Source organism: Lysinibacillus fusiformis (assembly GCF_003049525.1).
Taxonomy (GTDB): Bacteria; Bacillota; Bacilli; order Bacillales_A; family Planococcaceae; genus Lysinibacillus; species Lysinibacillus fusiformis.
This window is the reverse complement of the sequence record NZ_PYWL01000002.1, coordinates 269,656-295,424: the sequence shown is the minus strand read 5'-3', so window position 1 is coordinate 295,424 and position 25,769 is coordinate 269,656. Positions and strand designations below refer to the sequence as shown.

23 protein-coding genes and 1 pseudogene are annotated in these 25,769 nt (G+C 37.3%); 7 read left to right on the top strand and 17 right to left on the bottom strand.

What is annotated here, in order from left to right; genetic code table 11:
• Nucleotides 1-15: 15 nt before the first annotated feature.
• From C9J29_RS06320 to C9J29_RS06310, 3 genes are all read right to left on the bottom strand, one after another.
• Nucleotides 16-699 (bottom strand): ABC transporter ATP-binding protein, encoded by a 684-nt coding sequence (locus tag C9J29_RS06320; protein ID WP_043990124.1) that lies wholly within the window; start codon nucleotides 697-699, stop codon nucleotides 16-18.
• 12 nt (nucleotides 700-711) lie between these two features.
• Nucleotides 712-2,127 carry an ABC transporter permease gene (locus C9J29_RS06315; RefSeq protein ID WP_107921800.1) on the bottom strand — a complete coding sequence of 472 codons (1,416 nt, stop codon included), beginning with the start codon at nucleotides 2,125-2,127 and terminating at the stop codon, nucleotides 712-714.
• A gap of 387 nt (nucleotides 2,128-2,514) precedes the next feature.
• On the bottom strand, nucleotides 2,515-3,789 hold the full coding sequence (locus C9J29_RS06310) for a cation:dicarboxylate symporter family transporter (RefSeq protein ID WP_025115097.1): 1,275 nt from the start codon (nucleotides 3,787-3,789) through the stop codon (nucleotides 2,515-2,517).
• A gap of 346 nt (nucleotides 3,790-4,135) precedes the next feature.
• Between C9J29_RS06310 and C9J29_RS06305 the strand changes: the two genes are divergently transcribed.
• From C9J29_RS06305 to C9J29_RS06295, 3 genes are read left to right on the top strand one after another with little or no spacing between them, the layout of a single operon-like run.
• Nucleotides 4,136-4,786: a DUF1232 domain-containing protein gene (locus tag C9J29_RS06305; protein ID WP_043990126.1), complete on the top strand. Its 651-nt coding sequence runs from the start codon at nucleotides 4,136-4,138 to the stop codon at nucleotides 4,784-4,786.
• Nucleotides 4,787-4,802: 16 nt separating this feature from the next.
• Nucleotides 4,803-5,768: an LCP family protein gene (locus C9J29_RS06300; RefSeq protein ID WP_107921799.1), complete on the top strand. Its 966-nt coding sequence runs from the start codon at nucleotides 4,803-4,805 to the stop codon at nucleotides 5,766-5,768.
• Between the two features lie 7 nt (nucleotides 5,769-5,775).
• A complete protein-coding gene (locus C9J29_RS06295; protein WP_107921798.1) occupies nucleotides 5,776-6,330 on the top strand; it encodes a phosphatase PAP2 family protein in 555 nt (184 codons plus the stop codon).
• Between the two features lie 80 nt (nucleotides 6,331-6,410).
• On the opposite strand, the gene C9J29_RS06290 is transcribed toward C9J29_RS06295, so the two are convergent.
• The 11 genes and pseudogenes from C9J29_RS06290 to C9J29_RS06240 all read right to left on the bottom strand — a co-directional run bounded on the left by C9J29_RS06290 (nucleotide 6,411) and on the right by C9J29_RS06240 (nucleotide 18,417).
• Nucleotides 6,411-7,145, bottom strand: a complete 735-nt coding sequence (locus C9J29_RS06290; RefSeq protein ID WP_174804710.1) for a 5-oxoprolinase subunit PxpA — start codon at nucleotides 7,143-7,145, stop codon at nucleotides 6,411-6,413.
• A gap of 5 nt (nucleotides 7,146-7,150) precedes the next feature.
• Complete coding sequence (locus C9J29_RS06285; RefSeq protein WP_090001757.1) at nucleotides 7,151-8,014, bottom strand: 5-oxoprolinase subunit C family protein; 864 nt, start codon at nucleotides 8,012-8,014, stop codon at nucleotides 7,151-7,153.
• Nucleotides 8,015-8,017: 3 nt separating this feature from the next.
• On the bottom strand, nucleotides 8,018-8,713 hold the full coding sequence (gene pxpB / locus C9J29_RS06280; protein WP_008176392.1) for a 5-oxoprolinase subunit PxpB: 696 nt from the start codon (nucleotides 8,711-8,713) through the stop codon (nucleotides 8,018-8,020).
• A complete protein-coding gene (locus C9J29_RS06275; protein ID WP_008176394.1) occupies nucleotides 8,697-9,311 on the bottom strand; it encodes a pyroglutamyl-peptidase I in 615 nt (204 codons plus the stop codon). The genes pxpB and C9J29_RS06275 overlap by 17 nt, the downstream gene beginning before the upstream one ends.
• A 7-nt stretch (nucleotides 9,312-9,318) precedes the next feature.
• Entirely contained in the window at nucleotides 9,319-12,144 is a 2,826-nt protein-coding gene (locus tag C9J29_RS06270; protein ID WP_107921797.1) for a M14 family metallopeptidase, read from the bottom strand.
• 8 nt (nucleotides 12,145-12,152) lie between these two features.
• Entirely contained in the window at nucleotides 12,153-13,055 is a 903-nt protein-coding gene (locus C9J29_RS06265; RefSeq protein ID WP_107921796.1) for an ABC transporter permease, read from the bottom strand.
• Complete coding sequence (gene nikB, locus C9J29_RS06260; RefSeq protein WP_043990131.1) at nucleotides 13,055-13,987, bottom strand: nickel ABC transporter permease; 933 nt, start codon at nucleotides 13,985-13,987, stop codon at nucleotides 13,055-13,057. The genes C9J29_RS06265 and nikB overlap by 1 nt, the downstream gene beginning before the upstream one ends.
• 66 nt (nucleotides 13,988-14,053) lie before the next feature.
• Nucleotides 14,054-15,632 (bottom strand): annotated as a pseudogene (locus C9J29_RS06255) (ABC transporter substrate-binding protein).
• A gap of 31 nt (nucleotides 15,633-15,663) precedes the next feature.
• Nucleotides 15,664-16,455, bottom strand: a complete 792-nt coding sequence (locus C9J29_RS06250; protein WP_008176403.1) for an IclR family transcriptional regulator — start codon at nucleotides 16,453-16,455, stop codon at nucleotides 15,664-15,666.
• A complete protein-coding gene (locus tag C9J29_RS06245) occupies nucleotides 16,452-17,429 on the bottom strand; it encodes an ABC transporter ATP-binding protein (RefSeq protein WP_043990133.1) in 978 nt (325 codons plus the stop codon). Before C9J29_RS06245 ends, C9J29_RS06250 begins: the two co-directional genes overlap by 4 nt.
• The gene (locus C9J29_RS06240) at nucleotides 17,404-18,417 is read right to left on the bottom strand and encodes an ABC transporter ATP-binding protein (protein ID WP_171365159.1); all 1,014 of its coding nucleotides are present in this window, start codon (nucleotides 18,415-18,417) and stop codon (nucleotides 17,404-17,406) included. The genes C9J29_RS06245 and C9J29_RS06240 overlap by 26 nt, the downstream gene beginning before the upstream one ends.
• 515 nt (nucleotides 18,418-18,932) lie before the next feature.
• On the opposite strand from C9J29_RS06240, the gene C9J29_RS06235 reads away from it, so the two are divergent.
• The 4 genes from C9J29_RS06235 (at nucleotide 18,933) to C9J29_RS06225 (ending at nucleotide 22,004) form a co-directional block, all read left to right on the top strand.
• Nucleotides 18,933-19,394, top strand: coding sequence for a chemotaxis protein CheX (locus C9J29_RS06235; RefSeq protein ID WP_008176411.1), 462 nt, complete (start codon nucleotides 18,933-18,935; stop codon nucleotides 19,392-19,394).
• Between the two features lie 323 nt (nucleotides 19,395-19,717).
• Nucleotides 19,718-19,840, top strand: coding sequence for a hypothetical protein (locus C9J29_RS24910; protein WP_009370491.1), 123 nt, complete (start codon nucleotides 19,718-19,720; stop codon nucleotides 19,838-19,840).
• A gap of 24 nt (nucleotides 19,841-19,864) precedes the next feature.
• Complete coding sequence (locus C9J29_RS06230; RefSeq protein ID WP_008176413.1) at nucleotides 19,865-20,356, top strand: cupredoxin domain-containing protein; 492 nt, start codon at nucleotides 19,865-19,867, stop codon at nucleotides 20,354-20,356.
• Entirely contained in the window at nucleotides 20,343-22,004 is a 1,662-nt protein-coding gene (locus C9J29_RS06225; protein ID WP_089985098.1) for a b(o/a)3-type cytochrome-c oxidase subunit 1, read from the top strand. The genes C9J29_RS06230 and C9J29_RS06225 overlap by 14 nt, the downstream gene beginning before the upstream one ends.
• 49 nt (nucleotides 22,005-22,053) lie before the next feature.
• On the opposite strand, the gene C9J29_RS06220 is transcribed toward C9J29_RS06225, so the two are convergent.
• The 3 genes from C9J29_RS06220 to C9J29_RS06210 all read right to left on the bottom strand — a co-directional run bounded on the left by C9J29_RS06220 (nucleotide 22,054) and on the right by C9J29_RS06210 (nucleotide 25,763).
• Complete coding sequence (locus C9J29_RS06220) at nucleotides 22,054-23,550, bottom strand: carboxypeptidase M32 (RefSeq protein ID WP_107921795.1); 1,497 nt, start codon at nucleotides 23,548-23,550, stop codon at nucleotides 22,054-22,056.
• A gap of 73 nt (nucleotides 23,551-23,623) precedes the next feature.
• Complete coding sequence (locus C9J29_RS06215) at nucleotides 23,624-24,718, bottom strand: helix-turn-helix domain-containing protein (RefSeq protein ID WP_043990135.1); 1,095 nt, start codon at nucleotides 24,716-24,718, stop codon at nucleotides 23,624-23,626.
• Nucleotides 24,719-24,782: 64 nt separating this feature from the next.
• On the bottom strand, nucleotides 24,783-25,763 hold the full coding sequence (locus tag C9J29_RS06210) for a serine hydrolase domain-containing protein (protein WP_107921794.1): 981 nt from the start codon (nucleotides 25,761-25,763) through the stop codon (nucleotides 24,783-24,785).
• Between the last annotated feature and the right edge of the window lie 6 nt (nucleotides 25,764-25,769).

Genomic DNA, 25,769 nt, shown 5'->3' with positions numbered 1-25,769 from the left:
CTTGGATTAGCTAAGTTACTTATTCAGATTTTCACAAACTAAATTGCGTTTCTTAAGGTAAATAATCTTATCAGATTGTTTGGCTACTTCTTGTGAATGCGTCACAACAATAATACATTTATTTTCTTGATGGGCTAATTCCTGAAATAGTTCAACGATTTCAGCCGAGGTTTTCTCATCTAAATTACCCGTCGGCTCATCCGCAATTAATAAATCCACATCACTAGATAATGCTCGAGCAATAGCTACACGTTGTTGTTGACCACCACTAAGCTGTAAAACCTTTCTTTTTGCTTCTATTTCGGTCAAGCCTACCATTTCTAATAATTCGAGAGCTCTTTTCTTTTTATCTTTTACTTTAACCCCTGTAATTTCCATTGCTGTTACTACATTTTGAAGGGCCGTCATGTACGTTATCAGATTATAGGATTGAAAAATAACCGAAACAAATTTATTTCTATATTTATCCAAACCAATTTTTCTTATATCTTTTCCCTTATAGAGCACATGTCCTTCCTTCGGGTTATCTAAGCCACTTGCCAAACTAAGTGCTGTTGTTTTTCCTGAGCCTGAAGGACCTAAAACGCTATAGAAACAGCCTTGCTCAAACGTAAAATTCACATTCTCTAGTAAAGTATTCTTCCTGTTATTACTTACATAATAATAATATAGGTTTTTAAATTGTAATATTGTGTCCATATGGGACTCCTCCTACTCATCTTTTAATAGTATTTCTTTTGGATTTAAGCGAAGAATGGATAGTGCTGGAAGAAGCGTCGATAATATGGCAATTAACAGTCCTAATCCACCTAACTTCAACACATCTTGTGAAGTTATACTTACATCAATATCATCGATAGGCTCCACATCATTATCTTGCTTATTCATCATGCCAAATGAGAATCCTAAATTATTAGATTCTTGTTGATTTTCTTGAGAGGCAATAACCTCTTGCTGTAATAAACTATCTCCCATTTTTTGAGACACTGTCTCACCTGTAATTGTAGAAATACCAAATGCTAGTAAGGCTATACATAATACTTCTACTAATAGTTGGCCAATTAATTTTCTCTTTTTCTCACCGATTGCTAAGAGTATGCCTAATTCTTTACGTCGCTCTTTTATGGTTAACATAATAATAAGAGCTAAAATAATTGATCCTGTAATAGATACTAAATAGACCATCCATTTTGAAGTAGCAGCAATATTCTCAATAGGACCAACCATTTTCTGATATAAAGCATCATGTGCATCTAACTTGAACAAATCAAAATCGATATTGCTTTTCTTTGCGTCGGTTTTGAAATCTGCTATATTTTCTGGATCATTTAAGTAGTAGATAGCTTCATTAATGACTGAATTTTTTTCACCGCTCTCTTTCGTCGAGTCATAATTTGTGTATAGTTTGTTAGATGGATGCATCATAGCTGGTAAATTTTCCTCGAAGTCAGTTATACCAGAATTTTTATATACTCCTATTATTTCCAACTCTACTTCAGTCGTCCCTTCCATTGATTGGACCTTTATCATATCGCCAACTTGAAGCTCGTTTTGTTCTGCTAATCGCTTTTCAACTAGCACTACTTTCCTATTCTTATCCTCAGGTGTAATTGAACGACCTTCCATTATTTCATGTGTTCCATCCGTAAATTCTTGCAATAATTCAGAACTTCTCACACCTTGAAGAAACGTATTAGGCATTTTCATATTTCCAGAGACACTACTACCAACTGCACCGCTTACCCCATCATCACCTTCAGCATCGTTAATAGGTGTGTAATCATCTGCTACAACCATGTCACTTTTAAGATAGTTATAGTCTATTACATATGGTGATTTAGCTAACCGATCTGCATCATCTGCAAAAAGCTCAGGGTGTTGTATTTTTCCGTTTGGATTTTCTTGTCGCTGCTTTGCCACGTTTTCCATAAGCTTTTCTTCATCCATTCGAAGACTTACGTCTACACCTAATGTTTGTCTAGCATGGTCATTCGCCTTCTGTGACACATTTTGTATGGCGAAGCCGGCTAATACTAAATTGGAAACTACTAAAAATACTGTAAATAATATAATCGATTTCCCTTTCCTTGCCTTAACACTTAAAAATGCACGTTTGATAAAATTCATTTCCTTACCTCCTTGGTAGTTCAAATATATTTGAACTATCTGGAGTTAATATGGAGTGCGTGAAAACTTTATCTAGAGAATTAAGGGGGTTTATGTGAGTCATTTACTAAATTCTCAAACATGAGCTGCTAAACACGAAGTAACATACCCAGTTCTACTGTTAAGTCAAAGTAGGTCAACAAGAAAGGAATGCAGCAGATGAAGGCTACACATATAACATAATTCCAACAATTGAAAGCGAGAATTAAGTTTAATCTTATAAAGTCTTTAGACAATACTAATCTAGTAGACTTAAAAAACACCTTTACGTTGATTGATTATGGTTAAAACCATTTATCGACGAAAGGTGTTTTCTATGTTAACTTACACTAAATATTGTGATAAAGTTTAGGCTAAATTTTCATTATCCTTAAAGTAATTTTTCATTTTCACTGTATCAAAACGGCCTTCCCATTTCGCCATTACTAATGACGCTAATGAGTTACCAATTACGTTAACAACTGTACGTCCCATATCCAGGATACGGTCAATACCAGCGATAAATGCTAGACCTTCTAACGGAATGCCGACAGTACCCAAAGTGGCAAGAAGTACTACGAAAGATACCCCTGGAACCCCTGCAATCCCTTTCGATGTAACCATCAATACAAGCATTAACGTAATTTGTTCACCAATGCTTAGGTGAATACCGTACATTTGCGCAATAAATAATGCAGCGATCGCTTGGTACAGCGTTGAGCCGTCTAAGTTAAAGGAGTAACCGGTCGGGATAACAAAGGATACAATATCCTTTGGAGCCCCTAATTTCTCCATTTTCAACATAATTCGTGGCAACACAGCCTCTGAACTTGCTGTTGAGAATGCTAAAATGAGCTCATCTTTCAGTACTTTAATTAAAAATAATATATTGACACCTACGAATTTTGCAACAAGTGCAAGAATCACAAATATAAAGAATAGCATTGTAGCGTAAACAAGGATAGCCAGCTTAGCTAAAGGTATTAGAGAGGCGAATCCATATTTGGAAACGGTTACACCAATTAAACCAAATACCCCGAGTGGCGCAAATTTCATCACAAGGTTAGTTACCCAGAACATCGCATCTGCTACCCCTTGGAAGAAGTCTAAAACTGGTTTACCTCGATCGCCAATGGCCGCAACACCTAAACCAAAAATAACAGCAAAGAATATGATCGCAAGCATATCGCCTTCACCCATTGACTGAATGATATTGGTCGGTACGATGCCTACAATAATATCAAACGGTCCTTCATGCTGTACTTCTTCTGTAGTTGACACGTATTTTGAAATATCTCCTTGAGATAGCTCGTTCATGTTTAAACCTGCGCCAGGCTGGAAAATATTCGCGGAAAGTAATCCAACTACGATAGCTACTGTTGTAATAATTTCAAAATAAATAATGGATTTCCCGCCTAATCGTCCAAGCTGTTTCATGTCTCCAGTACCAGCAACACCTACGATTAACGTCGAAATAATAATCGGCACAACAATCATCTTAATTAAATGCAGGAAAATATCCCCTAATGGTTGTAAGTAGGTTTCAATTTTGGGGTTGCCATAAAAAATACCACCAACAATAATCCCTAAAATCAAACCGATTAAAATTTGACTGGCTAAACTAATTTTAAATTTCTTTTTCAATTCTTCGTACCTCCTCATATTATTTTTTTGGGGCTTGCCTAATAATAAGAGATACTTATAGAATCCGACAAAATCCGATGAAAAAACTTTTGTTTTTTTAGAAAAGTCAGAATATAAAGCTTGTTCGCTTCTTACAATTAAGTGCATTCTACCTTTATTTATCAGGCATTCACCGCAATTTGAAAACATTCCAAAACGCTAATAAGCCTTCAACTAATCAAATGTAAGCATGCTACCGTTATTACTTCCATTTGGCAGCATTTCATTGCCGAGTGTTGACAATTTGTCAACATCATTATACACTTCTGTTCAACAGTTATTTTTAATGAAGAAGGGAGAATCGAATATGACGGAAATGAAAGAAAATACGACTTTAGGTTTATTGTTGAAAGAGCTATTGAAAGAACGTTCATTATCTATGCGAAAGTTTAGTGAACTAACAGGAATCGATACGGCTACGATTTCACGGATTATTAATCATAAACGAAAAGCTACACCACAACATGTAGAAAAATTCGCTGAATGTCTTGGTGTTCCTTTTATTCAGCTATTTGAAGCAGCGGGATATCCTATGGAACAAAGACAAGAAGAGTCACAATCAGATATTCATACCTCAGTTGATGCCATACAAACCTTTCTTAAGGCATCAAATGTATACGACAACCAGTTTTCAGTGCAAGATGTTGAAAAAAAATTAGACGATTATGGACTATTTTCTCAAACGGAGGAAGGCAAACATACCATTCATACGAGTTTTAATGAAAAGATTCAAAAAGTAGGTAGTGTTGGACCATTTATAAATAAGCTAAAAGAGTTATATGAAAAATTTACAACAGATAAAGGTACACTATTTGAATTAACAATAATCGGAAGTACATTATTATATTTTATTATTCCTGTAGATGTAATTCCGGATTATGTATTTCCTATTGGATATTTAGATGATGCAATAGCTGTACAACTTACCGGAAAATCTTTGTTGAAAAATAACGGATAGGTGGATTTATTAATTTATGGAAAGTAGTAAAACAAGCCGTAAATGGCTAAAAAATTCATGTTTCATATTCGCATCAATGATTATAATAGGGGTTGTTTATTGGTTTTATCAGTACAATAGTGGGTTGGCCATGGCAGAAGACGACAGTAAAAATGAAGCTGAGGCTGAAGAAACTTTTGAGCCCTTCCAAGGCGCAGACCTACAATTTGGTGAGATTAATGTCCTCTTGATAGGTAGTGATACTAGAGGCGAAGAAGGTAGATCGGATGCCTTAATGATTGGACACTATAATCAAACGACGAATCAAGTAAAAATCGTTTCTATTATGAGAGATACGTATGTTGACATCCCAGATTACGGAAAGAATAAAATAAACGCTGCATTTGCTTTTGGAGGTCCAGAACTTGTTAGGAAGACCATTAAACAAAACTTTGATATTGATGTAAATTACTATGCTATCGTTGATTTTGAAGGATTCCCTAAAATTGTTGATCTTCTAGCACCCAATGGGATTGATGTGGACATCCCTTATGAAATGTCATATGGCATTGGCATGACATTATTTCCTGGAGAACAAACTTTACATGGTGATCAGTTATTAGCTTATGTACGATTCCGTCACGATCGTTTAAGTGATTTCGGACGAGTGGAACGCCAGCAGGAAATTATGACAAAGGTTAAAGATCAGATTAGCTTTCAAAGCTTAATGAATTTACCAAAAATATTAGGTGTTGCAGAGGCATACATCGATACGAACGTTGACAAAAAAACAATACTTGCAATTGGAAAAGGTTTAATGGATGGACACTCTAATGGGGTAGATACTTTACGGATTCCTGTTGCCAGTTCTTTTGAAAACAAACATGTAAATGTAGGTGCAGTTCTAGATATTGATTTAGAAAAAAATAAACATGAATTAGAAAAGTTTTTATCCTCCGAGGATGATGTGCAAGTGTCTAAACTAGAAGGAGTTTCCTCTTAAAGAAAATATGACAATAGATTATCAGCTTTTTAAATTACTTAACCAGTTTGCAGGACAATACCCTATTTTTGATCAACTTGTCCTCTTGTTTTCAAAATATGGCCCTATCCTATTTGGATTATTATTGATATGGCTATGGTTTTCAAACTCTCAAAATCAGCATGAAAATAGAAAAATAGTATTATACGCCGTAACGATTGCTATTCTTACACTTGGTATCGATAAAATAATAGAGATGGTGTATTTTCGACCACGTCCATTCGTCAATCATAGCGTAATATTATTACTTGAAAAATCAAATCTAGACCCATCATTTCCAAGTAATCATGCGGCAGGTGCATTTGCCTTAGCATTTGCTTTGTTTTGGAAACGAAGAAAAATTGGAGCTGTCCTCATCTTGCTGGCCTGCTTTATGGCATTTTCGAGAATTTTTATCGGTGTACACTACCCTTTAGATGTGTTAGCAGGTGCTTGTATCGGATTAGGGGTAACTTACATAGTGATGCGGCTAATTGGTCTTATTGAGGACGCCAAGAATCACAGAAAAATGTATGTAAAATAAAAATGCTCTTCCAATCAAAAAAGTTCGCCCTTTATGCGAACTTTTTTGTGTTTCAATCCATTATGCTGAAGCCATCTACTTTATTGTTGATGTAGTTGCCTCCTAAGAGCAGCAATCTTTTTAGCAAAGTCCAAGGTATGTGGACCATCTCCATGAATACATAAGGTGTGCGCCGCTACTTTTATTTTTTGAGACTCTATAGACAATACTTCATTTGCCGTTAAAATACCTTTGACATGCTCCAGCATTTCTTCTTCAGTTTGTATTAAGGCATTCGGTTCCTGTCTGCTCACTAATGTGCCATTAGAGTGATAACGGCGATCAGAAAAAACCTCCTCATATACTTGAAGACCCTTATCCCTTGCGATTTCTGCCATTTGGCTACCCGCTAAACAATATAAAATAAGCTGAGGATGAAGATCATACACCGCATGAACAATGGCTGAAGCTTTCTCCTTATCATTTGCACTTTGATTATATAGTGCTCCGTGGGGCTTGATATGATGTACTGTCCCTTTTTCGATATGGACATACGCTTGCAGTGCCCCTACCTGATAGACAATCATATCGTAAATTTCTGCTGGGCTAAACGCCATATCCCTTCGCCCGAATCCTTCACGATCAGGATACCCAGGGTGTGCACCAATATGAACATTTTTGCGAATTGCATTCCGAACTGTTTGGTGCATAATGGAATGATCACCCGCATGGTAGCCACACGCAATATTGATTGATGTCACATAATCTAGTATCTCTTCATCTCTTCCGGTCAAAAACGCTTCATAGCTTTCTCCTAGATCACAATTAATATCCATTCGTATCACATTTCCTCCAGTGCAAAATGTATTGTGCTAAACATACGCATTTGGGCTACTTTATGTAAATCATCTTCATGTACAGTGGCCATAATAGGATAGCCTCCTACTGTTTGAGCATCGGCCATTAAGATGATGGGATTCCCATTTTGAGGCACTTGAATTGAGCCAAACTGTGTCGCTTCAGATAGAATTTCCTTCATTTCTTTTAACTGTAAAACAGGGCCTTTTAAATAATAGCCCATTCGATTACCACCGCTAAACTGGAAAGGATTTTGCAAAAATTGTTGCTGACTCTCTCCTGTAAATAAATGAAAATGAGGACCCTTAAAAATTCTAACAGTAATCGTATTGTCAAAAGTCGGACGATACGGAGCATAAAGACCTCTATTATATTTTAATGGCGAGGCTATTTGTCCATATAAAATACTTCCTTTTGCATGGACCATACCTAGATTCCCCTGAGAGAGGTATGAGGTACTGCCAAGCTGCAATTTTGAAGTAAACCCTCCCAGCGGTGTCAAGTAAATGATAGAGCCTTGACTCACACTCTTAATCGTTAACCTATCACCCTTTGTTAAATGGAATGTTTTCCACATTTCAATGGCTGCATCATTGATCATGCATACCCCATGACCGCCTGTTAAAACATAGACCCCATCAGCCATTGCCTCAAATTCAAAACCACCCACGAACATTTCGAAAGAAGTTTGGTTATGATGATTTTGTAAAATTAGCTGGGCCGCTTGAAATGAAACATAATCCATTGGTCCAGATAACGGAATACCAAATGCCCGATAGCCAAACCTTCCTTTATCTTGTAAGCTACCATAAACCCCTTGTTTTGTTATGAGCAGAAGTGGCTTCAATCGCTACACTCCTTTGCTTTTCATTTCCCAATATTGTTGCTTAGTTATTTCATAAAACTGAACTTCATCACCAAGTTCAAATAGGAATGGCTCTTTACCATTGACATTAAAAAGCTCTAATGGCGTCCTTCCAATAATATTCCAGCCACCAGGTGAATCGACAGGATAGATCCCTGTTTGTCCACCTCCAACCCCAACAGAACTTGCAGACACCGACGCTCTCGGCTTCTCTAAACGAGGCACAAATAATTTAGAATCAAGTTCTCCAAGATACGGAAAGCCTGGCAAAAAGCCAATTAAATAAACGTAATAGCTTTTGGACATGTGTAACATTTTCATGTCCTCAAATGTTAGACCCGTATAGTCCATCACTCGTTGCCTATCTAAGGCAAATTCTTCATCATAGCAAACTGGGATTTTTAATAGTCTATTCGTTCTGTCATCAATGACTGTGGATGCTTGACTGTCCAGCCATTGCCTTCTTAAAAGGTCTACATCTATTCGTTGTTTCACATATGCTGTAACTGTATGATAGCTTGCAACACACTCGACAAGATTGTGTCGTAGTTGTTTTTTCAGAAATCGATTAAATGCTTGTACTGCAGAAAAGTTTGGGTGGGATATTTCTTCCTTAAAGGAAAAGCGAATCGTATTCTTGCTAATCCACATTGAATAAGGAAATTCAATGATTACCTGCACGTATTGTCTCCTCAATGCAAAGCTTCACAGCAGCGATTAAATCACGAATATGCCAGCCTGGAATTTTGCCATGTTGGATGGCCAATTCAAAGGAAGCAGGTATATGTATAAAGCCAGCACGTACCCCTTCATGTTGCTGCGCATACACAAGCCCCTCATACATAATGTTATTGCATAAGTAAGTACCTGCTGTATTAGAGATTTCAGCCGGATAGCCCTCTGCTTGTAAGCGATTAACCATCTGGCGAATTGGTAAATTCGTCAGATAGGCATCTGCCCCCTCCTCTTGAATGCTCTCATCAACAGGTGTGTAGCCGTTATTATCGGGCTCCCCATCTTTCACATTAATAGCAATTCGCTCAGGCGTTAGTTTATAACGACCCCCTGCGAGCCCTAAAGAAATAATGATTTGCGGTTGTATTTCCTCTATATATCGCTTTAGCTGCTCGGCAGATTGTTGAAAATCTACAGATAAAATTCTTCCTATAATATGATAGTCTTCTATCTTTTCGCCATCTAAGTTTTCTACAATTTGCATAGTTGGATTGAGCTTATAATCTAAAAATGGCTCAAATCCCGTTAATAATATGTTTGTCATGTGTTAGTCACCTAATTTCTATCGGACGTTTTTTTATGTAGCGTCCAGATTGTTTTTGTTTATTTACAGGAGTAGCTAGTGCAGCTTCTAAAATTGCCTGATTAAATAATTGATGGGCTGCCATACACGATAGTAATTCCTCACCATAAACGATTTCATCTGCAACTTCCGAAATGATATCTAAAGCGACCCACTGTGGATAACGTAAAATACTAACTGATGAATACGTAGGTGTTACTTCCATACTACGATAAAAGTTAATATTCCCCATTTCCTCAATCGGGTATTTATCTGGATCCCACGTTGTTCCATATTTATAGTATCGATCTCGCCAATACGCATTTTCTTGAGCAAACGTAGATCCATCAAACATCCTATTAACTCTTTCCGCTACTAGGTCCAGATTTTTGGCCTGAATTTCCTTCGTATCATCATCTGCATAACGACCAATCCCATAAATTTTGGCACTTGGAACCGTATAAGAAACTGGGAAAATAGGTGGGCAGGCGTAACCTGCGAACGGTTGAACCCACTCACGAGCTGGTATTCCATGGTCATCAATAACAATATCTGGAGCCCATTTTTTTAAGATAAGTGGTAATACATTTGCCTCACCGAACACACTTTTTCGGAATTTCACATGGGCAAATTCTAATCCCACCGCATTAAATCTTGCAGCATGATGCTTCCACTTCGGATGCTCCTTTGTCAAACATTCCATGATTTCATAGCCATCAGGGTTCGCTAAAGGGATAATAATGACATTCATTTTTTTTAATATTTCTGGTTGCTGACAAATAATATCTTCCATTAGCGCCAAAATCGCAGGAGTGCTAGATACTTCATTTGGATGATGGCCAGCTTCAAAAACAATCGTATGTTTTTCATCTGATTTTTTTAGCCCTGAATAATATTCACTCGTAATAGGTTCCGTCACCTCTAAAAATGGAATGACAGTACCTTTATAAGATATATCTCCATAATTCAATTTGACCTCTGAGTATTGTTTACAACGCTCTACTAATGGAATTATATTTTTCATGTTGTGTTTTAAAAAGGTTTTTGCCTTAGTGACCTTCAGTTCATTACCGATAGACATTTCTACAGTGTCAAACTGTCCTTCTTGATTAAACAAGATTCGTTTTGTAACGGGTTCCGTCATCGGTTTGTCATTCCACTGGTAAACCTTTATGGCACTTTTAATAGGCTTATACAAATCTTGTTCTATATGAATATAAGGAATAACACCACCTGGAGCTTTGTAAGGCTGATTAACTAACTGGCGACCAAGCTCATGAAAATAGTCTAAAGTATTAAAGTATAAATCCTCGTATAACGCCTCAAACGATGAGTTTGCTTCTTGCTGGACGCCTATTTCTTCTTCGATTCCAGAAGAAGTAAAGTCGATTTCAATTCGATCGAATAATGGAAATAGCTGAGCTTGATCAACGTTATGGGTATCTATTTTTAACTTTTTCACCATTCGTGGCAATAATTCCTTCATATAGTATTTATAGAAACGTTCACGATCAGAAAATATGATGTTCTCCTGCACTCGCTCTGTCTTGTTGAATAATCTATACCCAGCGGTAGTTGGATAAGCTTTTTTCTGACCATCAACATAATCCACTTCACTAATAGGTGGAGTGAGCTCAGCTATTAACTGATCATCTACAAATACTCTATACACATGTTGTTGCGTGCTGGAAAGCTCAAATTGCACATGCTCCTTAGGTATGCCATATTGCATTTCAATCATTTCATCCACAGGGTATAGCTCCATAATCCAGCGATTATGTTGCTCTAAGCCGTTTACACTTACCCCATCCTTACATACTATTTTTACATGTTCAAAGCGCCCCTCGACAGATGGAAGTACTTCCTCTAATATCCAGTATAACCCTGTTTTAAAGGCAGCGCGAACTTTAATGGTTGTCAAATTTGAAAATTTTTCATATAAATCTAGCTTAAATTGATCACGATTTTTTTTAGTGGCCGTCATATAAATTTCAGCCTCTAACGCTTTATCTTGTTCTTCTTCTAATGCTTTTATCATGTACGAAGCTTCAGATTCATCGCTCCATTTTTCGTCCATTAAAATCGCCGCTTCATTCATTTGTTTTTCGTTTAACTCCCAAACTCCAAGCAGTCCACCCTCAGACACATGCTTTGCTGTTGCAATGGAATGGATAACGGTCGGTAGGCTTTCTTTCGTACCACAGATTTGAATGGCATTTTTGGCGGTCAATTCCATATAACTTTCGTTTTCGTGCTTGAATGAAATAGTTACATGTCGCTCTTCTGATGTTATAGCTGGTAATGAAATAGATGTGGCATATAGGCCTAAACGCAATGCTAGATAGCAAGTCTCTTTTAATAGAGCATTTGTCTTTAATTCTTCTTGTATATTCATTTTCACACTTACATGTTGCTGGGGATGTGCCTCATCCTTTTCACCCGTGCCATAGGCTGACCAAAGATGACTTAAATTTTCATAATCCGTTAAAGGGCTGTCCGTTTGGGTGTCGACCATTCCTTCACTGGCTATTGCACTTAACCATGTAGAAAGTGCTAATTCACTCTCATAATAAATGATCCATGTTGAGTCATCTTGTGAAATAAATGTGCTAGTATGCTGTAAAAACTTCATTGTATAGGACTGATTGGCTGGCTGAAATAAATCAAAGTCTACTTCATTTGCTTCAAAGCCTAAACGTAAGCAAAAATCAATTAATCCTAATGGAGCTAAATCTTTAGGTAAATCTATAAATAAAGAAGGCTTTTTTTTCGTTTCATTCTTTTGAAATAAACTAGAAAAAATTATAGAGTTCATCATATCACCTAAACTTTCATATTTGGATCTAAGCGATCTCGCAACCAATCTCCCAATAAATTAAAGCCTAAAACAGTTAACATAATGGCCACCCCTGGGAAAACAGATATCCACCAAGCTGAGGTCATATAATTTCGACTATCTGCTAACATTCCTCCCCATGAAGGTACTGTAGGCTCCACACCTAACCCTAAAAATGTTAAAGAGGCCTCCAATAAAATAAACTCTGCAATACACATCGTTGCTAACACTAAAATGGAGGAGGCAACATTAGGAAGTATATGCTTAATGATTATTTTGAAATGTGTCCCACCAATTGCCTTTGCTGCTTGGATATACTCTTGTTCCTTTAAAGCCAAAATCTCTCCTCGAATTAATCTCGCAAAACTAACCCAATATGTAAGTCCTAGGATAATAATAATTTTTTCAATACCTGTTCCAAAAACACTCATGATGACGATGGCTAGTAAAATAAACGGTAGCCCCATTTGAACTTCAGCTAGCCGCATAATTAAATCATCCATCCATTTCCCAAAGTAACCTGAAACAATTCCTAGAAATGTACCAAGCACTAATGAAATGATTACGCCACAAATGCCGACTAATAGAGATATACGTGCTCCGTAAATAATTCTACTTAGCAAATCACGCCCAACCTGATCTCCTCCGAGTAAGTATTCGGATTTACCAGTATCATCTAGCCATTTGGGTAGGTCAAGCCGATGCCCTAAGCTAGCCGTCCCCGGATCATAGGGAGCAATATATGGCGCAAATATAGCACATAGTATCGTAGTGACAACCAATAATAAGCCTATGATGCCTGTTGGATTGTTCTTCATGAATTTCAGAACTGTTACTATTTTATTGGCTTTTTTTATTTCGATTGCTTCTGTTCCCATTATTTGAGTCATTATTGCTCACCTCTTCCAGTTCTAATTTTCGGGTTAATCAATGAGTAGCATAAATCAACGATTAGATTTACTAAAATCATAATCAATGCTAAAAGTATGATTCCTCCCTGGACCACAGGATAGTCTCGTTGATTAATAGAATCAACAATCAACCTTCCAATTCCTGGCCAAGAAAAGACTTGCTCGACAATAACCGCACCTCCTAAAAGCCCCCCAAACTGTAAACCAACAAATGTTACAGTTGGCAATAAGGCATTGCGGAAAGCATGTTTAATGATAACTAGCCATTCTCTTATACCTTTCGCCCGTGCAGTTGTGACGTATTGCATTTTAAGTACTTCCAGCATAGACGTACGAATTAATCGAACTAAAATACCAGATAAGATAAGCCCTAAGGCAACGGACGGCAAAACTAATGAGCTAAATCCATCAAATCCGGATACTGGTAGCCATTTTAGTTGAACAGCAAAAATTAAAATTAGCATGAACGCCAACCAAAAATTAGGGAAGGAAATACCTAACAAAGAAAAAATACGACTAAACACATCAATGGATTTTCCTTTATAAATGGCTGATAAAATACCTAGCGGAACAGCTATTAACAATGCCACTGCCATTCCACCTAAAGCAAGCGCAATTGTCGGCCACGCTCGTTCGAGTAACATCTCTAAAACAGGGCTATTGGAACGATAGGACGTACCAAAATCAAGTGTTACTAAATCCTTCATAAATATGATGTATTGCTCCCAAACAGGCTTATCTAAACCGAGTTTGGCTGTCAGTTCTTCTACTGCCTGCTGTGAAGGTTCACCAGCCCCAAACATTATACTTACGGGGTCACCTGTTAAACGAATGGAGAAAAATATAATTAATGAAACCGCAATGATCACCAGCACGGTATGCGACAAACGTCGTAGAATATAGGAAAGCATAATTCCATCCTCCTAATGTGAAGTGAAAGAGATAGTATGCTAACATACTATCTCTTAATTTTTTACTTACTCGACAGTGACACCTGCAAAATTAAAGCGGCCATCATGTGGTGGTTGGAAGCCTTTTATTCGTTTATTCACTGCGTATATTTCAACTTCAGAATATAAGTTGACTTCAGTTGCATCTTCATATAATACTTCTGTAAGCTCTTTAAAGACCTTTTGTCTTTCGTCATTATCAATAGTGGCACGCTCTGCTGCTAATAATTGTTCTACTTTGTCATTTTTATAGGATGGGTTCCAGAATTCTCCCTCGTGATACATTAAATAAGCGGTATTATCAAAGTCCAGCGTCCAGCCACCCCAACCATTTTTATACATATGGCCAGCTTTTCCTTGAGGAATTAACTCTGATTGGAATGTCGTATTTTCCACACTATTAATCGATACTTTAATTCCAACTTCCTCTAAGTAAAACGCTACTGCTTGTGCAATCTCTTTAAATGTTCCATCTGTACCTGGAATAAAGAAATCTAATGTAGTACCTTCAGGAACTTTCGCTTCAGCCAGCAATTCTTTTGCCTTTTCAGGATCATATGGATATGGCTCTAAATCGTTATTATAGCCAAATGATAAATCACTTTGGAATGAGCTTATCAGATTCCCATAGCCACCTAAAATTTCTTTTACAATCGTTTCTTTATCGATAGCATAGTTAATAGCTTGACGAACACGTACATCATCAACTGGCTTTTGCGCCGTATCAAAACGAATTGAATAAGCTGTAGGTGTAGACACTTCCATTAATTCAATAAAGTCAGTTCCTTCTGCTGTTGCAGCTTGAGAAACTTCCAAACGTGTCATAATATCAATATTGCCTGTTTGTAATTCTGCAAGTGCTGTTGCTGTTTCTGGAATTACTTTAAATGTAACTTTATCTAGTTTAATAGCATCTTTATTCCAATAATCTTCATTACGTTCAATTATCTTGTTTATCTCGTTGATAATCTGTCATTTTAAACGGACCTGTACCAACAGGTTTCATATCAAAATTCTCTGCTCCCTGTTCTTGAATATATTTAGGTGGTACGATTACGGCACCATAACCTGATAGTTTTGTAAGTAATACTGGATCTATAGAATTTAAGTGCATCGTTACTTCATATTCACCCGTTACTTCAACATGATCAATGGAAGTGTAATTTGAATATTGAGGACCTTTTTGACCTTCATCACCTAGCAGACGATCAAAAGTAAATTTAACGGCCTCCGCATTAAATGGTTCACCATTATGGAAGGTAACGCCTTGGCGTAATTGGAAGACAATTGTTTTTTCATCTTTATATTCCCAAGATTCCGCTAATCCAGGTTGAATTTCTAAATCTAAAGAACGACTAACTAATCCTTCAAATACTGATGTTGCTACGGTACTCCAAGACAGTAAAAATGTATCAATCGGGTCCCAGTTTTGAGGATCTCCTGCCACACGGACAACTAATTCATTACCCCTTGTGAGCGCAGCGTTTTCTCCAGAAGATTTGCTACTATTTTTACTATCCTCTTTTGTTGATGTACCGCCACTACATGCTGACAAAATAATCATCATGCAAACTAGTAATAGCGCTAGCCATTTTTGTTTCTTCATTATTGTTCATCCCCTTTTATGTTTGTGCTATTTATACGCCATAAGGATATGGCATCGAATAACCTAGTTCAGCCGAAATTAACGCAGCAGTTTCCCACAGTCCCTCTAAAAACATATTAATTTTTTCTTGTGGTAGTAGTGATTCTATACCAGCAATACTAATGGAGTACTCTACTTTTCGATCACTATTAAAAATTGGCACCGCTATTGATACAGTTCCTTCTTCTAGTTCTGACACGCTGTAGGCATAGCCATTTGTCTTACCAAATTCAATTAGTTCATGAATTTCTTTATCCGTATGAGGGGTTCCACTCGCATATTTTTTTCGAGGTTTATGAAGAACCTCGTTAATTTTCTCTTCACATTGAAAAGATAAAAGAATACGTGAGCAAGCGCCTGCGTAAAGAGGTGCTCTTCTTCCGACTCTTGTATATAATAGAACCGGCTTTAGACTTTCTATTTTTTCTATATAAAGGCCGTCCGTTTCATCCAATACTACTAATTGAACAGCCAAATCAAATTTCTGTTGTAACATTTTCATATATGGAATGGCTAACGAACGAATCTCTATGGAATTAGCAGCTATTGCCCCCAATTCAATTAGTTTATTCCCTAGTAAATAATGATCACTTAAAACTACCTGTCCACCACTTTGAACATATGGCCGTTTTAATACGCCTAAATCCGTAAATGTTTTTAGAAATCTATGTAAGGTCGGTTTAGGAATATCGGTTTCTATAGCTAGTTCGTCTAACCGCCAAGAAGGTTTTTCTTCCGTAAATAACGTTAAAATATTGATCCCTTTTTCCAATGTTTTGCTCATGTTAATCGCTCCATTTGTTCTTCATAAAGTAAACAAGAAACTTCATGTTGATCACTAATTTTTTTCAATTTCGGTGGTGTCACTTTACAAATCTCCATACAGCTTGGACACCGCGTATGGAAAGTGCATCCTGATGGCGGATTCGCTGGATTTGGCACATCTCCACTAAGGACAATTCGTTCTTTAACCGTTGAAGGATGAGACTTCGGTAATGCAGAAAGTAATGCTTTCGTGTAGGGATGCTTCGGATTATTAAACAATTCATGTTTGTCAGCTAATTCCACTATCTTCCCTAAGTACATCACCCCTATACGATCACAAAAATGATGCACGACACTTAAATCATGGGATATAAAAATATAGGTAAGATTCATATCCCTTTTTAAATCTTTCATTATATTTAGCACTTGAGACTGAATGGATACATCTAGTGCCGATACCGGTTCATCTGCAACAATCAATTTAGGATTTGATACAAGTGCCCTGGCAATTCCAATGCGCTGTCTTTGACCGCCTGAAAATTCATGTGGAAAACGTTCTAGTTGCTTTTCTGTAAGCCCAACTTGTTTGGCAACCTCAAAAACACGTTGTTTCCGTTCTTCCTTTGTACCGATTCCAAAATTCACTAAAGGTTCTTCAATTATTTTGAAAACCTTCATACGAGGATTAAGGGAAGAAAAAGGGTCCTGGAAAATGATTTGCATATCACGACGTTTTTGACGTACCTCTTTGGCGCTAAGTGTGGCTATATTTTCTCCATTCAGCAAAATTTCGCCCTCTGTAGGTGTTAGAAGCTGAATGAGTGTTTTGCCCATTGTGGATTTTCCACAACCTGATTCCCCTACTATTCCTAAAACCTCACCTTCGTTGACAAAAAATGAAACATCATCTACTGCTTTTAAATTTCCCGAACGTGATCCCTTCACTGGAAAATATTTTTTCAAGTGTTTAACCTCTAACAATGGACTGCTCATTTACAATTCCTCCTCCCACATCATCCTTTTCATATAACCAGCATCTAACCGTGCTACCAATGGACGTAGTAAATAACTCTGGTTTCTGTTTACATTTTTCAGTTGCAAATTCACATCGATCGAAAAATCTACAACCTGCTGGCATATCGGCTGGTGATGGCACCACACCCTCAATAGACGGAAGATACTCTTGCTCTGTCTCAATATCCGGCAATGAGTTTAGTAACCCTTTCGTATAGGGATGGAGCGGATGATCAAATAAGTCCAACACATTTGCTTCTTCAACTATTTCACCCGCATACATGACAATCACTTTCTCACAGATTTCAGCCACAACGCCAAGATCATGGGTAATTAAAATAATGGACATGTCCAGTTTTTCTTGTATGTCTTTCATTAGCTCTAGAATTTGTGCCTGAATAGTTACATCTAATGCAGTAGTAGGCTCGTCTGCGATTAATATTTCTGGTCCACAAGCCAATGCCATGGCAATCATCACCCGTTGTCTCATACCACCAGATAATTGGTGTGGATATTCATTCACCACTTTATCGGGACGAGGAATACCAACAAGGCGAAGCATATCAACCGCTCGCTCATGTGCCTCTTTTTTTGAAATTTTTTCATGACTATGAATCATTTCAATGATTTGGGAGCCTACCTTATACACTGGATTAAGGGAGCTCATCGGTTCCTGAAATATCATTGAAATTTTTTTCCCACGAATCTTTCGCCATTCCTTCTTCAATTTTTTAGGAATTTGTTTTTGATCTATGTAAATCTCTCCATTTTGCCATTCAACTCCAGAAGGCAATAACCCCATAAGAGATAAGGATGTCATACTTTTTCCACAACCAGATTCCCCTACAATCCCCAATGTTTTACCTTTTTCAAGTTGAAATGACACCCCATTCACAATGGAAATATCCTTTTTATTTTGCTGAATACCTATTTTCAAATCCTTTACTTCTAAAATATTCAATCCCATTTTTCCCCCTCCGTTCCATATTATGAAACGCGATTCCATTTTTTAAAATTTTATCAGAGGTTAACAGGTTATTTCAATAGTTTTCAGAAAAAAATAAAAATTCTATTTATTATAATTATTTCAGAAAAACAATTAATACTGTTTGTAAACCGCTAAGATATCTTTTTACCTTTCGAAAAATACAAAAAAGCATGGTCCCGAGTGCTCGGACCATGCTTCATGTTTTTTTCTTATATAATTTCTTATTTCAAATGTGCAGTCGCCTGTTTCATGACGTATTTCCCTACTCCAATATAGATGGCTACAGCTGTTCCAATCAATACGAATGTCATTGCTGACCGCTCCTTTTCATTTAATGTAGTGTTTTTCTCGTGTCTTTCAGACCAATTCATTGAATTTGAAAATCATTCTCACTAATATATTATAAATTTCCTGTTAATTCGTCAAGACATACTTTCATCTTACCCTTTTTACATGGTAAGATGTAGAAAAGTCGGAAAAAGGATGCGGTAATGATGAGTAATTCGAAGTACTTTCAAACTATTTTAAACGGGACTATTCACGCTTTAAAATCAATTCTACCTATGGATATAGAAGTAAAGTCGCCTAGTATTATTTCTGAACCCTTTCAACAGCAGCAAATGGGTGTATTAATTGGTTTAGTCGGAGATTTAAAGGGTCGTGTCATCATTGACTCCTCTCCTGAAGTGTTCAGTGGAATCGGTAGTACGATGTTCGGTATGCCGCTTGAAGGAGAAATGCTAGAATCCTTTACAGGGGAATTTGGTAACATGATTGCAGGAAATTTATGTACAGCTGTTGGGCAAGAAAGCTTAGAAATTGACATCACTCCGCCAACTGTGATGGTGGGCAATACAAAATTATATGGCTTTGAGAAGGCCTTTGCTCTCCCAGTTTCGGTCCCAAGCGTCGGTGCCCTAACAGTTCTATTAACAATTGAGGAAGAAGCGGAGTAGAAAGCTAGGTTTAAAGTCTATGCCAAATAAGACATTATATGCAAGAGCATACAGCATATATGTTTTAAATTTGCCATTCGCCTATATACATTGATCATACTTCCTTAACATCTATTGTTTTTATTAAAAAAAAGCTAAATATAACAATGAAACAAGCTATCTCGATGACTTTTGAGATAGCTTGTTTTTTTCTCCCCTACATTCTTCACACTTTCTTCACACAATTTGTCTAGAAGTGTGATTTTTTTCACATCAAATTGCATTGAATTTATATATGATGACTGTAAGAAACACCAACTATAAAAAGCGTAGGAGGAGCAAAAATGGCAAATAAAAAGAAGTCAGATGAGAATTTAAAAGGTTCACTCTATGCAGTTTTTGGAGTAGGTATCATCATTATTTTACTTTGGGTGTACTGCTTTGATTTGTTCATTGGACGGTTTTAATCTACGAGGAAGGGAAAGAAACATATGCACATACATAAGTATGAGAAGTATTGGCTTGTGTTCGGAGTTGCTACTTTAGTCGCATTCCTAATCATTCTCGGTATCGGAGCATTTCATCAAGGCTCCCATCCGAACAATGGTAAAAAAACACTAGATTACGAGAAAGTGAAAGAGACAGCACCTTTTGATAATCCAGGAGTCCATAAGGTAGAGGGCAAAGATTGGGATTATGAGGTAGTCGTAATAGCCTCTGCATTCAATTATAATCCTCCACAAATTGAGGTACCACTTGGTGCAAAGGTAAAATTCATCGCAACAAGCGAAGATGTCATGCACGGTTTTGAAGTTGCAGGTACGAATATCAACATGATGCTTGAGCCTGGTTATATTTCAGAATATGTAACAGTAGTAAACAAAGTAGGCGAGTTTTTAATCGTATGTAATGAATATTGTGGTACAGGACATACGATGATGCACTCTATGCTAAAGGTGGTGGATTCAAATGAGTCACACTAATTCAATGACAAAAGTAGATCGTCGCGATGCAAAGCTAGCAATGGCGCATATATATGTGGCATTTATCGCATTGCTATTAGGTGGTCTTGCAGGTTTATTACAAGTATTTGTACGTTCTGGTCAATTTACTTTACCAGCGGGCATTGGCTACTACCAAGTGTTAACCGTACACGGAGTATTACTCGGTCTTATTTTAACTACATTCTTTATTTACGGTTTCCAAATTGCCAGTGTCAGTCGTACTTCTGGTACATTTACTAACAGTCAACGCAGACTTGGTTGGATTGGCTTTTGGTTAATGACAATCGGTACAGCCGCTGCGGCAACAATGGTTTTATTGAATAAAGCAACTGTTCTTTATACGTTTTATGCACCGCTAAAGGCACACTGGATTTTCTATTTAGGCCTTACACTAGTCGTTGTTGGTTCTTGGGTGGGCGGCGCAGGTCAAATTTTACGCTATGCTCAATGGCGCAAAGAAAATAAAGGTAGCGGTCAGCCTAGCCCATTATTATCATTTATGGTAGTTGTAAATAATTTAATGTGGTTCGTTGCAACACTTGGTGTGGCAGCTTCAGTATTAATCCAACTGTTACCATGGTCATTAGGTTTAATTGAACGTGTCGATGTTGCCTTATCTCGTACCCTTTTCTGGTATTTCGGTCATGCACTTGTTTACTTCTGGCTATTACCTGCTTATATGGTTTGGTACGTGATTATTCCAAAGGTCATTGGCGGAAAAATTTTCTCCGATTCTTTAGCAAGACTTTCGTTTATGCTGTTCTTACTCTTCTCTATTCCTGTTGGGATTCACCATCAGTTAACAGAGCCTGGTATAGATAGTACATGGAAGTTCATTCAAGTTGTCTTAACATTTGCTGTAATCGTTCCATCTTTAATGACAGCCTTCTCGATGTTTGCCATGTTCGAATTACGTGGTCGAGAATTAGGTGGAAAAGGACTGTTCGGATGGTTCAAAAAATTACCTTGGAAAGATTCTCGTTTCTTCGTTCCATTTATCGGTATGGTGGCATTCATTCCTGGTGGTGCTGGCGGTATTGTCAATGCCTCCTATCAAATGAACCAATTAATCCATAACACTATTTGGGTGACTGGGCATTTCCATTTAACAATTGCAACCGCTGTTGTTCTAACATACTTTGGTGCGGCCTTCTGGTTAATTCCACATTTAACAGGACGTACTTTAACAAAGGCTTTAAACAATCTTAGTAATTTCGCTGGTATCTTATGGGCAGTCGGTATGACTATTATGTCTTCTGCTATGCATATTGCTGGTCTTATCGGTGCACCCCGTCGGTCAGATTACTCAGAATATGGTGGTGCTTCACAGGCATACGATTGGATTCCTTATCAAATTGCACAGGCTGTGGGAGGAACGATTCTTTTTATCGCCATCCTAATCATTATTTATATCGTCGTGAAATTAGCTTGGTTTGCTCCTAAGGGGGAAGAAGAGTTCCCTATTGGGGATGTACATGAGCTTAGTGGTCCGACACCGGCTATTTTAGAAAACTTTAAAGTGTGGCTTGTCATTTTAGTAGCCTTAATTTTATTCGCTTACACCGTGCCAATTTTCGATATTATTTCGAATTCACCGGCCGGCTCCAAAGGCTATCAATTGTGGTAAGTATTTAGAAAAAAAGCGATTTCTCATTATAGAGAAATCGCTTGTTTTTTTATGACTGATATAGCTTTGTATATTTTTCTTGTAAGTAGTTTGCAAGATACTTGGCATTTAAGCCTTCCCCTGTCGCCTCCTGTAGCAATTCAAATGGCTTTTTCAATGCTCCATATTGATGAACTTTATCTGTTAGCCACTCACGAATAGGTAGAAGCTCGCCCTTTTCTAATAACTCATCAAAATGAGGAATATCCTTATCCATCGCATGCTTCCATTGTGCTGCATAAATCATTCCTAACGCATAGGATGGGAAGTAACCGAACATGCCACCTGACCAATGCATGTCTTGTAGTACTCCCATTGCATCTGTCTCAGGGCGAATACCTAAATATTCCTCATATTTATCATTCCATACTTGTGGGAGATCCTTCGCTTGTAATTCCCCATTGAACAGATCACGTTCAATTTCATAGCGAATCATGATATGTAGTGGATACGTTAATTCATCCGCTTCAATACGAATAAAAGATGGTTCGACCATATTAATGGCACGTAAAAAATCGGCTAATGCAACATCACCAAATTGAGCTGGTGAGAAGTGTTGAATGCGCTCATAGTTATGCTCCCAGAACTTTTCATTTCTGCCAACAAAATTTTCATAAAATAATGATTGAGATTCATGAATCCCCATTGATGTACCTGTGGCTAATGGCAGACCTGCAAGTTTTTCATCAATGTTTTGCTCATACATCGCGTGACCGCATTCATGAATTGTACCAAAAATAGCTGAACGGAAGTCATTTTCATCATACTTAGTCGTAATACGAGCATCACCATAGTTTAAGCCAATCATAAATGGATGCACACTTTCATCTAAACGGCCAGCATCAAAGTCGTAACCAAGTTGAGCTAGCATCTCTAGTGATAGTTCACGCTGAGCTTCACGTGGAAAATGCTTAAATAACATGCTTGTGTCCGGTTTATTCGATGAATCAGCAATTTTTTGTACAAGTGTTATAATGGATTCTCGTAAATCACCAAATACATGGTCTAATACATCTGTCGTCATGTCTGGTTCATATAAATCGAGCAATGTATTATAGGGAGATCCATTTTTAATGCCCCAATATTGAATGAATTTTTTTTGCCATTGAATGATTTCCTCTAAAAATGGTAGGAATAGTTCAAAATTATTGCTTTCCTTTGCTTCTTCCCATGCCGTTTCCGCCTTTGATTGTAGAATTACAAATTGTTTATACTCTTCAGCAGGAATTTTTTTATTTTGATCGTAATTCTTTCTTACTTCTTCCACTAAACGAAGTGTCACATAATCAAGATCTGATTTTTGTGCCTCTAAGGCTAATAGTAGCTCACCTAATTCTTCACTCGTTTGCATATCAAATAAGGAGGCTGATAATGTACCTATTACCTCTGAACGTTGTGCTAACCCTTTTTTAGGTGCTCCCGTTCTCATATCCCAATAAATTACATTGAGTGCTTCCTCATAATGCTGCATCTTCTTAACATAGTCAGTAAATTGTTGAACAGTCATGCTTTCATCCTCCTTGTGCTATAAGTTTATCATATTTTCGAAAATTTTGTATATTGTGGGCCGTTTAGTAGTTTTACTCAGATTTTTCATTTTTCACTTTATCTATTATTTTTAAATACTGAGTATCTCCGAGCCCATATTGAGGAAAGAGGCGAAATAATTGTGTTAACAATTCCTGTGATGACTGATCAACATGTTTCATAATATAAGTAGAAATATCATTTTCTTCTTTTAAATAGTCAAAATATAATTGAATGCCCTGATACATTACTGGTAAAAGCGTTGCCTCTGGGATACGATGGCGGATCAAAACGTCTTGATAAATCTTTAAATAGTCTCCAAGCACGATCTCAATTTCATCCACATCATAGGTCGCTTCCTGTACCATATGGAAATAAACTTTGCCTTCGTATTTTTGCTGCTCCAGAAAAGCAAGTACAGTTAGCAAGTTCATTTGACAAAACATATCATCCCCAAACCATAAAACGATACATTGATAGTTTTTGGTCCACAATGACTTTAAAGGATTCACTGTTATACGCTCATAGTCCTGAACCGCTACTTGGTGTCCAGCGGCACGAATTTTGTTAAATTCTTCACCCAAAATAGGGCTTGCTGTTTGATTGGTACACATGGCTTCATTAAAAGGTACATAATCACTGTTCCCCATTAATTGCTGTTTCGAAAACTCCTCGTACATCATTTGACCATTTAAAACATTCAATATCGCTTGATCATATTGCGCATGTATTTTCTCTTGCAATGCTTCAATTTTTAGTTTTGAAGAAATATCCATTGTAAACCATCCTCTTTCATCCTTTAAATTCTTTTTTACAAATGTTTGCAAAGGTTGTGGGGACTTTCGGAATTCATGAGGGCTTAAACCAAAGACCTTTTTAAAGGCTCTAGAAAAGGATTCCTGTGTTGAAAAGCCATAATGTAAGGCAATATCGATCATTTTTTCTTCCGACTTTTTTAATGCTTCAGAGGCCAAATATACCTTGCGTAATGAAACATATTTTTTAATTGTGATCCCCGTTATTTGATGGAATTTAAACGAACAATAATACGAGGAATAGCCCATATCCTTCCCTAAATGTTCTAATGAAAAGCCTTCTAAGAGATGATCTTCAATCCAATCAATCATCTCCTGTATGATGTTATTCATCCTCATCCCTCCTCCTTTGATTATAGTAGAGGTGATAAGGTTTGTTATGATATAGGTTGTGATATTATTGCATTAATGCTGGAACAATATGTTCCTTGATAAACGACCATCTATCTGGAGCATTGACCATAAAGAGTGAAGAGATAGCAACTACTGTGTTCAGTGAAGGAATACAACAGATTATATTGCCGCCATCGCCAACTGCAGCATAAGAAAAGAAATCTTCCTCCTCTCGTAGCCACCATAAATAGCCATAATGATGTGAATTTCCCGCGATAGATTCTTGAATCCATGCTTTTGACAGGATTCTTTGGTGATTCCATAAACCCTTATTCATATATAAAGAGCCTATTCGGGCCATATCTCTTGTCGTCATTGTTAATCCCCAGCCGCCTGTAGAAAGCCCATTCGGATCATGCACCCATCCTTTCACGTTTTTTCCGAATAAATCGTCAAAACCATACCCAGTCATTGGATAATTCGGGATTTCTTTTATTCCTATCGGTTGAAATAAATATTCATTGGCAAATTCAAGGGCCGTCTTTCCTGTGCTCTGCGTCAGAATGGCAGAAAGTAAATGAGCTCCTGCTGAGGAATACTTAAAATGGCCGACTGCTCCTCCCTCCCCCATACTATTGAGGATATATTCCACCCAATCATCTTGCTGACATAAAATATCGAGTGGCTCATGCCAATCCTGAAACGGATAGGGAACTGTCATTGTTAAAAGATGTCGTATATTCATTTTTTGTTTAACGTCATCATCTGTTCGATACTCAGGAAAGAAGTCCAATACCCGTTGTTCGACACTCTTAATAAAACCTTTATCGATGGCAATGCCGATAAGTGCGGATAGTACACTCTTAGTGACCGATGCCACATGCTGTGCTTGCTCTGAGTCGTTCTTCTGAAAATAATTTTCATATGCTAGCTTGCCATTTCTGATAATTACAATACCTGTTATATTACGATACGCTTCCTTTATAAAGGATTCATTCAAGCTCAATCTATCTGATGCAGGTATATTCCAATTAACTCCCATCATTTCAAC